Below are 13,661 nucleotides of genomic sequence, written 5' to 3'. Positions count from 1 at the left end.
GGGGAGCCCGACGCGGCCGACGGCGACGCCGCGCGCGCCGCCCGGCACGCCACCGGCGAGGCGCTGGCGCTGGCGCAGGACTGGCTGGCCGAGGAGCGGCTGGAGCCGGCCCGGCTGGTGGTCGTCACCCGTGGCGGGGTCGCCGCATCGCCCGGCGAGCGCGTCACGGACCTGGCCGCTGCCGCCGCCCGGGGCCTGTGGTGCTCGGCGCAGGCGGAGAACCCGGACCGGATCGTCCTGGTCGACCTGCCCGACGGCGCCGACGACCGGTCCGCCGCGCTGCTGCCGTCCGTTCTGGACAGCGGCGAGCCCGAACTCGCCCTGCGCGGCGAGGCCGCCTACGGGCGCCGGCTGAAGCGTGCGTCTGTCGCCGGGGCGTCAGTTGAACACCCCGACGGCCCGCGCGTCGCCCCTTCGGTGCTGGTCACCGGCGGCACCGGCACGCTCGGCGGACTGGTCGCCCGGCACCTGGTGACCACCGGTCGCGCCGACGGCGTGGTCCTCACCAGCCGCTCCGGCCCGGCCGCCGCCGACGTCCCCGCGCTGGCCGCCGAACTCGCCGGGCTCGGCGCGGCCGTCGACATCGTGGCCTGTGACGCGGCGGACCGTGACGCGCTGGCCTCGGTGCTGGCGGCGATCCCCGCCGAGCGTCCGCTGAGGTCGGTGATCCACGCGGCCGGTGTGCTGGACGACGGCGTGATCGCCGCGCTCACCCCGGAGCGGCTGGACACCGTCATGCGGCCCAAGGCCGACGCGGCCTGGCACCTGCACGAGCTGACCCGTGACCTCGATCTGGACCACTTCGTCCTGTTCTCCTCGGCGGCGGCCACCTTCGGCGTCGCCGGGCAGGGCAACTACGTGGCGGCGAACGCGTTCCTGGACGCGCTGGCCGTCGAACGCCGGGCTTCCGGCCTGCCGGGAACCTCGCTGGCCTGGGGCCTGTGGGCCGACACCAGCGCGCTGACCGGGCAGCTCACCGAGGCCGCCCGCTCCCGGATGAGCCGCGTCGGCGCGCTCAGCGCGGCCGAGGGCCTGGCCCTGTTCGACGCGTCGGTGGCCCGCGACGAGGCGGTACTCGTCCCGGTCCGGATGGACCTGGCAGACCTGCGCGCGAAGGCCGCCCGCAGCGGCGACGTCCCGGCGCTGTGGCGGACGCTGAGCGGCGCCCCCGTCCGGCGCGGCGCCGCGTCCGGAAGTCCGGGCGCGGACTCGCTGCGCAGGCAACTCGCCGCGCTGCCCCCTGCGGACGCGGACGAGATGCTGCTCGACCTGGTGCGCGCCCAGGTTGCCGCTGTGCTGGGGCACACGTCCGGGGACGCCGTGGAGCCCGGCCGGGCCTTCAACGACCTGGGCTTCGACTCGCTGACGGCCGTCCAGCTGCGCAACCGGCTCGGCACGGCCACCGGGCTGCGGCTGCCGGCCACCCTCGTCTTCGACTACCCGAACCCGATCGCGCTCGCCGCGTACCTGAGCGACAAGCTGAGCCGCGGCACCGGCACGAGCGCCGCCCCCGCGCAGCCCGCCGCCGTCTCGGCCGCCGACGAGCCGATCGCGATCGTGGGCCTGAGCTGCCGCTTCCCCGGCGGCGTGGACGGCCCCGAGGACCTGTGGCGGCTGCTCGCCGAAGGGCAGGACGCGGTCACCGAGTTCCCCGCCGACCGAGGCTGGGACCTGGACGGCCTCTACGACCCGGACGCCGAGCACCTGGGCACCTCCTACACCCGGGCCGGTGGATTCCTCGACGACGCCAGCGCCTTCGACGCCGCCTTCTTCGGGATCAGCCCCAAGGAAGCGTTGGCGATGGACCCGCAGCAGCGGCTGCTCCTCGAACTGTCCTGGGAGGCGTTCGAGCGGTCCGGCATCGACCCGGCATCCCTGCGCGGCAGCCGCACCGGCGTCTTCATGGGCGGCTACACCTCGGGCTATGAGCTGAGCGTCCTCGCGGACCCCGACTCGGAGGCCGAGGGCCACCTGATGACCGGCATCGCCACCAGCATCCTGTCCGGCCGGGTGGCCTACACCCTCGGACTGGAGGGGCCGACGATGACGATCGACACCGCCTGCTCCTCCGCGCTGGTGGCCCTGCACCTGGCCGCGCAGGCGATCAGGTCCGGCGAGTGCTCGCTCGCCGTCGCCGGCGGTGTGACGGTCATGGCGACGCCGGGCACCTTCGTCGAGTTCTCCCGCCAGCGCGGCCTCGCTCCGGACGGCCGCTGCAAGGCGTTCGCGGCGGACGCGGACGGCACCGGCTTCGCCGAGGGCGCGGGACTCCTCGTCGTCGAGCGGCTCTCCGACGCGCGGCGCAACGGGCACCACGTGCTGGCGGTGCTGCGCGGCTCGGCGATCAACCAGGACGGCGCGTCCAACGGCATGACCGCGCCCAACGGCCCCTCCCAGCAGCGAGTCATCCGCGCCGCGCTGGCCAACGCCGGGCTGCGGGCCGACGAGGTCGACGCCGTCGAGGCGCACGGCACCGGGACGACGCTGGGCGACCCGATCGAGGCGCAGGCGCTGCTCGCGACCTACGGCCAGGACCGGCCCGAGGACCGGCCGGCGTGGCTGGGCACGGTGAAGTCCAACATCGGCCACACCCAGGCCGCTGCGGGCGCGGCGGGCGTCATCAAGATGGTGCTCGCCCTCCAACACGGCCTGCTGCCCGCGACGCTGCACGTCGGCGAGCCGTCCCCGCACATCGACTGGGCCGAGGGCCAGGTACGGCTCCTCACCGAGGCCCGGCCGTGGCAGCCCGGCGAGCGGCCCCGCAGGGCGGGCGTCTCCTCGTTCGGCATCAGCGGCACCAACGCCCACGTCGTCCTTGAGGAGGCACCGGCACCCGAACCGTCCTCCGACTCCGAGGCTCCCGCGCCCGCCGTGGTGCCGTGGGTGCTGGCCGGGCGCACCGGCGAGGCGCTGCGGGCGCAGGCCGCGCGGCTGCGTGAGTTCCTCACCGACCGCCCGGATCTGGACCCGGCCGACATCGGCCGCTCGCTGGCCACCACGCGCACGGCCTTCGACCACCGGGCCGTCGTGCTCGGCGAGGACCGGGACTCCCTGCTCGTCGGGCTGTCCCTGGCGGCGGCGGGCGTGCCGGACAAGAACGTGCTCATCGGCTCGGCGAAGGGGGAGAGCAAGGCGCTGTTCTTCTTCCCCGGTGAGGAGGCTGACGCCCCCGACTGGCTCGCCTCGGCCGCCCGACTCCTCGACGAGTCCCCGGTGTTCGCCGCCTCGATGGCCGAATGCGCCATGGCCCTCGCCCCGTTCACGGACTGGAAGCTGAACGAGACGGTGCGCGCCGGAGCGTCGGACGGCCCCGAGGTGCGCGGCCCCGTCCAGTGGGCGGTGATGGTGTCGCTCGCCGCGCTGTGGCGCTCGGCGGGCGTGCGCCCCGCCGCCGTCGCCGGACACGGCGTGGGCGAGATCGCCGCCGCCCAGGTGGCCGGGGTGCTGTCGCTGGCCGACGCGGCGAAGGTCGCGGTGCTCACCTCCCGGTCAGACGCCCCCGACCTGACCGGGATCGAGCCGAGGCCGCGAGACACGCCGGTCTTCTCCGGCCGCGACGCGGCATGGCTCGACGGCACGGCGATGGGGGCGGCCCACTGGAGCCGCCCGCCGCAGCCGGTCACGCCGGTGGCCGAACTCGCCGAGGCCCTTTCCGCAGGCGGCTACCGGCTCTGCGTCGAGGCCGGCCCCGCCCGCCTCGGCCGCGCCCTGGCCTCCGGTGCCGCCGTCGTCCCGACGCTGCGCAGTGACGGAACGGGACTCGGCGCCGTCACGGCGGCGCTGGCCGCAGCCCACGTCCGTGGCGCGGCGGTCGACTGGACCTCGGTCCTGGGCGACGGACGGCACGTCGATCTGCCCACCTACGCTTTCCAGCGCGAGCGGTTCTGGCCGGCCCCGCCCCGTCCGACGACGCAGACTGCGGCCGTCACCCCGGGCGAGGACCGTTTCTGGAGCGCGGTGGAGGGCGGCGACCTGACCGCCCTGGCCTCCGTGCTCGGCCTGAACGAGCCGCTGCGCGAGGACATGCCCCTGGGCGCGGTGCTGGCGGGCCTGACCAAGTGGCGGCGCCGCGAGCGCGAGGAGGAGCCGTCGGGTGGCGAGGCGCCGGCCGACCTCCTGGGCTGGCTGGGACAGCTGCTGGACCTGCCGTCGGAAGAACGGGGCGCCCTGCTCGTCGACCTGCTGTGCGAGCAGTTCGCCGTCCTCCTCGGCTACGAGACGGCCGACCGGATCCGGCCCGACGCGGACGTCTTCGAGCTGGGAATGACGTCGATGACAGCTGTTCAATTGCGGGCGGCTTTGATTCGCCAGCTGGGCGTGCATCCGCCGGAGAGCTTTGCCTATGATTACTATTCGCCGGTGGCGTTGGCCGATTTCCTCTCCGGAATTCTCCCGGCTTCTCTCGCGGATGCCGATCCGGGCGCTGAGGATTTCTAGGGGACCCCTCCAGCGAATCCCGCTGAATTCGATTGATAGGGTGAATTGAGCGCCATGACCTCCGAAACGAGCACCACGGCCACCGCCAAAGAGAGATCCATGTGGATGGTGGACAAGCTGGCTCCGGACACGGCGGCCAACAACATAGGCGTCGCCCTCCAGGTCGGCGGCCGGCTGCGGCCGGACGCCCTGCGGGCCGCCATGGCCATCGTGCTCGGGCAGTACGAGGCACTGCGCACCGTCTTCGTCGAGTCCGGCGCGGACCTGCTCAAGCAGGTCCGCCCGGCCGGCGAGGCGGACGTCGCGATCGAGGCGCTCGACGTGTCCGGCGACCGCCTTGAGCAGGCGCTCGCGGCATTCGTCAGCCGGCCGTTCCGGTTCGACGGACGGCCGCTGGCCCGCATCGGGACGGCCGAGCACCCGGACGGCGACGTCCTGTGCGTCGTCGTCCACCACCTCGTCTTCGACATGACGTCGGCAGCCGTGTTCCTCCAGGCGTTCCTGGCGGCCTACGACGCCGTCGCGACCGGCCGGCCCGTGCCCCCGGCGCCGGCCGGCGCGGCCCTGACCGAGACCGGTCCGAGGCCCGCCGACCTTGCCTACTGGCGCGAGGCCCTCAGCGGTTTCACCCCCGGCGAGCTGGACCTGTGGTGCGGGCTGCCGCGCGGCAGCCGGCCCGCCATGACCGGCGACAGCGCGAGCCACGTCCTCTCACCGGAGGCCCAGCAGGCCGTGCGCCAACTCCAGCGCACCGCCCGCGCGCCCATCGCCGCGATCCTCCTGGCCGGGTACGCCGCGCTGCTCGCCGCCCACGGCGCCGGACCCGACCTCGTCGTCGGCTCCCCGGTCGACATCCGGGGCGCGCACGGCAACGCCATCGGCAACCACGCCAACGTCGTCCCGCTGCGGTTGACGGTGGACTTCGCGGAGGGCTTCACGCCCCTGGTGCGCAAGGCCCGGGACACCTTCCTCGGCGCCCTCGCGCACCCCACCTCGGTGGACGACCTGGTCGGCGTGGTGAGCGGCGTCGAGCAGTCCTGGCAGCGCCCGCTGTTCCGGCACCTCTTCAACTTCCTGCCCGAGATGGCCGTCGGTGAGCTGACCGTGGCGGGCCTCCCCGCTCGCCTACTGCCGATCGAGAGCCCGCACAGCAAGTACGACCTCGAACTCGTGGCCCGCCCGTCCGACGGCGAACTCCTCTTCCGCTACTCCCGCGAGATCTTCTCCCGCACCGACATGGAAGCACTCCTGCACCGCTTCGACGCCCTCTTGGTCGCCGCAGCCGAGGCCCCCGAACGCCCCCTGCGCGAGACGGCCGGCTGGAGCCCCCTCGACCGCCTGACCGTAGACCGGGCCAACGACACAGCCACCCGCCCGCCCCACCCCACGGTCCCCGAGGCATTCGCGCAGCACGCGGCGAGCACACCCCAGGCGACGGCCGTGTCCGAGGACGGCGACACCCTCACCTACCAGGACGTACGCGAGCAGGCCGACAAGATCCACGCGCTACTGGTGGACGCGGGAGTCCAGCCCGGCGACGTGGTGGCCACCGCCGTCTCCCCCACGGAACAGGCAGCCGCAGCCCTGGCGATATGGCGCACAGGCGCCGTCCTCCTCCCCCTCGACCCCGACCACGACCCCACCTGGCTGGCCCGGCAGATCGAACACGCCGAGCCCGCAGCAGTCCTGACCGGCGCACGCACCGACCTGACCGACGTCCACCTGACCCGCTTCCTCCCGGGCGACCTGGCCGGCCTCGACCTGCCGGTCGTCCTGGCGATGGAGCCCGCCCCGGCGCGCGGGGGCGCTGTTCCGGTGGACCTGACGGCATCGGCCGCATCCGCATCCGCCGCGCCGGGGGAGGCCGCTTCGGTCGCTCAGGCCGCGTCCGGGAACGCCGCTTCGGTTGTCCCGGCCACGCCCGCCGGTTCCGCCACACCCAGCGCCGCCCCCGCCCTCCTCGCCCCAACCACCCCCGCCTGCCTGATCCACACCTGCGGAGACGACGGACAGCCGGTTCCCACGCTGCTGAGTCACTCCGGGTTAGCCGACAGCGCAGGCCACTTCGCCGCCGAACTCGGAGTGGCCCCCGGAACGGGGCTGCTCTCCCTCGCCCGGCCCGCCACCCTCGGCGCGGTTCTCGATCTGAGCCTGGCGCTGAGTGCGGGCGCAGCCCTCGTGCTCGCCCCCGAGGGGGCCCGCACCGGCGGCGCCGACCTGTGCGCGGCAGTCGACCGGCACCGCGTGTCCGTGGTGGTCGTCCCCTCCGGTACCCCGGCCCGTGTGCTGGAGGATCTCGGGGACCGCCTGCCGGGGCTGACGGCTCTCGTGCACGCCGGTGAGATCGCTCGCGCCACTGCGGGGCGGCTGCTGGCGGCCGGCTGCCGAGTGCACGGCGTCGACGGCGTCGAGGGCGCCACCGGCCGGGTCCTGTCGGGGCCCGTCGATGAGGGCGATCACGTACCTCGGCTGGCCCCCATCACCCGTACGCGTGCCCTGGTCACCGCCCCGGACGGGCGTGAACTGCCGGTCGGCGTGCGCGGCGAACTGCGCCTGATCGGTACCGGCGTCGCGGGCGAGGCATACGTGCGCACCGGAACACAGGCCCGCCGACGCCCCGACGGCACTCTCGAACTACTCGGCCGGACCGCCCGCCGCACGGCCACCCCGGACGGCCCCGTCGACCTCGACGAGATCGAGGCGGTGCTGTCGGACCACGCGGGGGTGACGGCGGTCGCCGCCCTGGCCGTCGCGGGACCCGGCGACAGCCAGGAGATCATCGCCGTCGTCGAGCACACCGAGCACACCGAGACCGATCTCGCGGAGCGGCTCGCGGCGGCCGTCCCCCGGCGGATCGTCCTCGTCGACGCCCTGCCCCGAGCCGTGGACAGCCGTCCTGACCAGGCCGCTCTGGAACGGCTGGCCGAGAAGGCGCTCGGTGAGGCCCCCGTCCAGGACCCGGCCGACGACGACCCGCTGTGCGCCCGCCTGATCGAGCTGTGGCGCGGCGTCCTGCCCGACACCGAGGTCACGGCGCGCACCCACTTCTTCGAGTCCGGGGGCCATTCGCTGGCCGCAGCGGTCCTCGCCGACCGGATCCAGGAGCTGACCGGCACGTCCCTCGAACTGAAAGAGATCTTCGAGCACCCGACCCCCGCAGCGCTCGCCGCGAAGCTGCGCGGATGACCCGCGAAGCGGATGACCCGCGAACCGACCACCACACCGCAGGGAAGAGCCAATGACCGCTGATTTCACGCAGCACCGCCTCGCCGTCGTCGGCGCCGGCGTGATGGGCACGAACATCTCGACGCTCGCCACCAGCCACGGCGTCGACGTCGTACTGGTCGAGACCGACGCGTCCGCGCTGGCCGCAGCGAAGGGCACGATCAAGCAGAAGCTGCGGCACGCACAGCTGATGGGCGTGCTGCCGGCCGACCGCCCGCAGGGCTCGCTGACCGTCACCGCCTCGCTGGAGGACATCGCCGACGCCACCACCGTCGTCGAAGCCGTCACCGAGGTCGTCGAGGTCAAGGAGAAGGTCCTGACCGCAGCCTCCGCGCTGGTCCGCCCCGGCACCACCCTGATATCCAACACCTCGTGCATCTCCATCGACGAGATGGCCGCCTGGGTCAAGCACCCCGAGGACCTCCTCGGCGTCCACTTCATGAACCCCTCCTACATGATCAAGATGGTGGAGGTCATCCGGGGCACCCGCACGTCCCCCGCGATCCTGGACGCGGCCGTCGGACTGCTCTCCACGCTGGGCCGCGAGTCCCTCGTCATCAACGACTCCACCGGCTTCGTCATCAACCGCCTGCTGCACCCGCTGATCAACACGGCGGCCATGCTCGTACAGGAGGGCGTCGCCTCGGCGGAGGTCGTCGACGGCCTGCTGGAGGGCTGCCTCGGGCACTCGACGGGCCCGCTGCGCACCGGTGACCTGATCGGCCTGGACAACCTGGTCGACTCGCTCTACGTGCTCTACGACGCCCGGGGCGACGAGAGCTGCCGTCCCTGCGACCTGATGCTCCAACTGGTCAAGGACGGCCACCACGGCCGCAAGACCGGCCGGGGCTTCTTCGAGTACGGCGCGGCGATGAAGTGACCCGGGCCGTGTTCACCTGGGATTGACCACTCTTGTCCTTCGCGGGGCGTACCGGCAAGGCTGACCTCGTGGACGAACACGAGCATCAGCAGACACCGCCGGCCGCGTCTCCGCGCAGGCCATGAGGGCGTCGCACGCCGACCGCGACCAGGTCCTGGAGATCATCCGCGAGGCGGGCGCCGAGGGCAGGCTGACCCCCGAGGAACTCGACGAGCGGGTGACGGCGGCGCTGGCCGCACGCACCCTGCGCGACCTCGCCGCGCTGACCCGGGACCTGCCCGAGCAGCGCCGGCGCACGAAACCGCGCGTGCAGGCCAAAGACCTGGTCAGGATCGAGAAGCGGATCGGCTCCGCCGAGTGGATCGGGACCTGGGTGGTCCCGCGCCGGATGGAGATCAAACTGACGGTCGGCAACGCCCGGCTCGACTTCACCGACGCGACAGTGGTCCACGACCTGCTGACGATCGACGTCGACCTCGGCATCGGCGGCGACCTGCTGCTGACCACCCGGCCGGGCATCGTGGTCGTCGCCGACGACGTGGTCGTGCGCATGGGCGACCTGCGGGTCCGCCCGCCCCAGCAGGACCCGGAGTTCCCCGTGGACCTGCGCATCGAGGTCACCGGCAAGCTGCGAGGCGGCGACCTCGTCGTGCGCTACCCGCGCGGCTCGCACTGACGACCTGACCTCACCGACAACAGCTGGTTTTCTACCGGATTTCTAGGGGAGCCCGTGGGCAGCAACGTGGAGCAGGACACCGAGGCTGTGGTCGGTGGCGGCGCAGGCGTCCGGCAGGAAGCGCTGTGGCTGCTGGAGGCACTCGTCCCGGGCACGGCCGTCAACAACCTGTCCGTCGCGTTCCGGGTCGACACGGCTCTGAACCCGACGGCGCTACGGTCCGCCCTGGCCGCCGTCCTCCGCCGGCACGAGGCGCTGCGCACGGTCTACCACGCCGACGACGCCCGCCTGACGTCCCGCGTGACCGCCCCCGGCGAACTGACCCCGGAACTGACCGAGGTCAAGACGGCCGGCCCCCCGACAGCGGCCGACCTTGAGCCCTACGTCACCGCCCCGTTCCGAATCACGGGCGAACCCCTGATCCGAGCGACACTCCTGCACCACCCGACCGGCGACATGTGCGCGGTGACGGCCCACCAACTGGTTCTGGACACCCCGTCCCGCCGCATCCTGCTGGAAGACCTCGTCACGGAGTACGAACACGCCGTGGCCGGCCCGGCACCAGCCGAGCAGCCCCCCACCGCCCCCGGCTACGCCGACCCTCTGCCAACCTCGGCTGAGCCCGAGTCTGCCGCCCCCTTGCCGAGCCCATCCGAGCCCGGCTACGCCATCCCCTCGCCGACCCCGTCCGTTCCCGTGTCTGCCACCCCTTCGCTCACCCCCACCTACACTGCCCCCCCACCGACCCCCGACAGCCTGAACTACTGGCGCGCCCGCCTAGCCGGTGTCTCCACCGACGCCCTCGATCTCGGCTGCGCGCTGCCCGACCCGGAGCGCCCGACCCTCTCCGGCGCCGTAGAGCGCGCCGACCTCTCGGCCGGGGCCGTCGCGGCGGTCAGGCGGCTGAGTGAAGACCTGGGCGTCTCCGAGCGCTCGGTACTGCTGGCCGGCTACTGCGCGCTGCTCGAAGCACACGGCGCCGGCCCCGACCTGGTCGTCGGCCTCCCGCACGACCTGCGCCCGCCCGCGTTCGCCCGCACGATCGGCCTGCACGCCCATGTGCTGCCGCTGCGCGTCCCGGTCGACCCCGACGAGCCCGTCGCCGCCCTGATCCGCCGCAGCGAGGACGTCTCCCAGGAGGCCGTGGCGCACGCGGACGTGGCTGTGGACGCGCATGCGCCGGAGCTGCTGCGTTCTCGGTCCGGACGGCTGGGCCCGCTGTTCCGCCTGTTGTTCGACCACGCGTCCGCCGCCGACGTACTCCCGGCCCGGTTCACCCTCGCGGGCGCGCCGGCCGACGTCGTCGAGGTGGACAACGGCTGCGCGAAGCCGGACCTCGAACTGCGGGTGGAGCCCTCGCAGGGCGGCGGACTGCGCGTCTGGGCCGCCTACCGGACCGAGGTCCTGACGCGGGCCGACGTCCAGTTCATGCTGGAGCGCTACGACGCCCTGCTGTGCGCGTTCGGCGCGCGCCCCGACGGCCCGGTGGGCGCCCTGCCCGGCTGGAGCGCCCGCGACCACGCCGTCATCGACGCGGCGAACGACACCGACGGCCCGATCGAGCCGGACACCGTCCTGCGGGCGATCTGGCGGCGCGCGATCGCCGCGCCCGATGCCGTCGCCGTCGTGGACGGCGAGCGCGAGGTGACCTACCGCGCCCTGTGGTTCGCCGCGCAGCGCGTCCGGCGCCTGATCGAGGCGGCGGGCGTGGCACCCGGCGGTGTCGTGGCCGTGGCGCTGCCGCGCGGCGCCGGACTGGTCGCCTCGGTGCTGGGCACCTGGCTGGCCGGGTCGGCCTACCTGCCCGTCGACAGGGCGCACCCCGAGGAACGGATCAGACACCAGCTGTCCGACTCGGGCGCACGCCTCGTCCTCGGCGCCGCGGAGCTGGCGGCTCTCGTGGAGCCCGGCGCCGGGACGACCGTGCTCCAGCCCCCGCCCGTGAACGACTCGGCCGACGCGACGGACCCGGCGGGCCCGCTGGACGAGCCGGCGTGGACCGACCCGGCGTCCTGCGCCTACCTCATGTACACGTCCGGCTCGACAGGCCGGCCGAAGGGCACCCTCGTCCCGCACCTCGCCCTGGCCAACCTCGTCCTGCACTTCGTCGAGGAACTGCGGGCCACCCCGCAGGACGCGACCCTGTGGACGACGACGTTCGCCTTCGACATCTCCGGCCTCGAACTGTTCGTACCGCTGGTCTCCGGCGGGCGCGTCGTCGCGGGGCCCGACGCGGCGCGCTCCAGCGGCCGGGTGCTCGGCGAGCTGCTGGAACGGCACGCGATCCGGATCGTACAGGCCACCCCCACCACCTGGCGGCTGGTGCTCGACCGGGTCGAGGACCGGCTGCCCGGCCGCGCCGTGCTGTGCGGCGGCGAACCGGTCCCGGCCTGGCTGGTGTGGCGCCTGATCGCGGCCGGCGCCGAACTGCACCACGTCTACGGTCCGACCGAGACGACCATCTGGTCGACCTCGTCCGTGGTGGACCGCGAGCCGGCCGGCCGCCCGGACGTCGGCCGCCCGATCCGCAACACCACCCTGCTCGTCCTCGACGACCGGGGCCGCCCGCTCCCGGTCGGCCTGCGCGGCGAGCTGTGCATCGCGGGCGCGGGCGTGGCGATCGGCTACCACGGCCGCCCCGACCTGAACGCCGAGCGCTTCGGCACGCACCCAGACCACGGCCGCTACTACCGCACCGGCGACATCGCCGTCTGGCGGCCGACCGGCGTCATCGACCTGATGGGCCGCAGCGATCGCCAGGTCAAGCTGCGCGGCAACCGCATCGAGCTGGGCGAGATCGAGTCGACGCTGATGGCACACCCCCACGTCGGCGGTGTCGCGGTGGTCCTGGTCGGCGACCCGAGCGGCGACGGCGTCCTCGTCGCCTGGCTGGAGCCCGCCGCCACACACGTCGAGCCGGACGTGGACGACATCGCCGCGCACGCCCGTGAGCGGCTGTCCAAGGCGATGGTCCCCGTCGAGTTCCTCACCACGGACGCCCTGCCGATCAACGGCAGCGGCAAGATCGACTATCCGCTCCTGGAACGCCGTGCCGCCGAACGCCGCAGCGCCGCCCCAGTAGACAGCGCCGGGTCCGCCGAGGGCTCGGGCGACCCGCTGCTCGACGAACTCGTCGCCCTCTGGTCCGCGCTCCTGCGCCGCTCCGACGTCGACGCCGACACCGACTTCTTCCACAACGGCGGTCACTCGATGCTGGCCGCTGTCGTCCTCCAGGAACTGGAACGGATCAGCGGCGTCAGTCTGGAGCTCTCCCAGATGTTCGAGCAGCCCGCCACCCCCCGTGTCCTCGCGGCTCTCGCCCGCGCCCGCGCCGAGGGCGCCGGCTGACACGTCCGTGTGCGGTCGAGGCATCAGTTGAACATTCCGTCGGCTGTTCAATAGCGGGAGCCCAATGTCCGGCGGATCCGGGCTAATCTGCCGAACGGATTTGGCTATGACCGCTCTTCGCAGGCAGCGCCGGCCAATTTCCTCCAGGCTGTTCCAGCCGCTCGGATCGCAGTTGCCGAATGCGTGGGGGAGAAGACCTCCTGCTTCCTCTTTAGACGAGCCTCTATAGGACGATGGGAAGAAACACATGCCGAACGCACAGTCCTGGAGCGTCATCAGCGCGCCCACCTCGAACCGCATCATTCTCGGCGTCGACTTCCCGGCCGCCGGGCGACGCGAGGCCGGATTCCCCGAACTCGTGACCGGGATGGGCTCCGCGTGGTCCGAGTACGGGTTCCTCCAGACCGTGCCGCCCACCGTGGGACTCGCCGACCGGCCCACCGGCGACTCCTACACCGGGCACTGGATGCGGGACGGCGACTGGGAGAAGTACGAGGTCGTCGCCGTGTTCGGGTACTGCGTCGGCAGCGTCTACGCCGCCGAGATCGCCCAGCGGCTCACCCTGACGCAGAGCACCGAACCCAAGGTCGTCCTCTTCGATCCGCAGCTCACCGACATCCAGCTCCTCGCCAACGAGATGCACAAGATGATCTCCATGGCCGGCCCCGTCTTCACCGAGGAAGAGGCCGAACAGGGCCGCCGCCGCGCCGCCGAGATCGTCGAGGGCTCGTCCGCCGTCCTGGTGGAGGCAGCCGAGGAGATCGTCGCCCTCTACCGCGAGCTGGCGACCCTCGCCTTCCAGCGGATCGGCCTGTCGGACAACCGCCGCGACGAGGTCGTCCGGCTCTTCGAGTCGTACATGACGTGGCTCTCCGCCGCCGCCCAGGTCGACCCCAGCGCCGTCTGGCAGCGCTCCATCGGCATCACGTCCGACGACTTCGCGGACCAGGAGCGCGCCGGGGACCCCATGGTCGTCGACGCCGTCAAGGTCCTCGGCCGGCGCTTCCCGCTCGGCCTCAGCCACTCCGACCTCATGCGGGACGAGTCCGCGGTCCGCGTACTCGTCGACCACCTCGGACTGTGACCACCCCTCCA

General features: G+C 73.3%; 6 protein-coding genes. All 6 read left to right on the top strand.

The features are described 5' to 3' along the window. The coding region (locus ACWCV3_RS24995) for a type I polyketide synthase (RefSeq protein WP_451228258.1) at positions 1-4,437 on the top strand (4,437 nt) is incomplete at its 5' end. 54 nt (positions 4,438-4,491) lie between these two features. Further along, on the top strand, positions 4,492-7,623 hold the full coding sequence (locus tag ACWCV3_RS24990; RefSeq protein WP_451228255.1) for a condensation domain-containing protein: 3,132 nt from the start codon (positions 4,492-4,494) through the stop codon (positions 7,621-7,623). Between the two features lie 52 nt (positions 7,624-7,675). Beyond that, positions 7,676-8,542, top strand: coding sequence for a 3-hydroxyacyl-CoA dehydrogenase family protein (locus ACWCV3_RS24985; protein ID WP_451228252.1), 867 nt, complete (start codon positions 7,676-7,678; stop codon positions 8,540-8,542). A gap of 121 nt (positions 8,543-8,663) precedes the next feature. After that, entirely contained in the window at positions 8,664-9,218 is a 555-nt protein-coding gene (locus ACWCV3_RS24980; protein WP_451228249.1) for a DUF1707 SHOCT-like domain-containing protein, read from the top strand. A gap of 54 nt (positions 9,219-9,272) precedes the next feature. After that, on the top strand, positions 9,273-12,566 hold the full coding sequence (locus ACWCV3_RS24975) for a non-ribosomal peptide synthetase (protein WP_451228246.1): 3,294 nt from the start codon (positions 9,273-9,275) through the stop codon (positions 12,564-12,566). Positions 12,567-12,813: 247 nt separating this feature from the next. Then, complete coding sequence (locus ACWCV3_RS24970; protein ID WP_451228243.1) at positions 12,814-13,650, top strand: hypothetical protein; 837 nt, start codon at positions 12,814-12,816, stop codon at positions 13,648-13,650. Positions 13,651-13,661: the final 11 nt, after the last annotated feature.

Source organism: Streptomyces sp. NPDC001781, from assembly GCF_053596035.1.
Note: the sequence above shows the minus strand (reverse complement) of the source record. Positions and strands in the feature narration are given on the sequence as shown.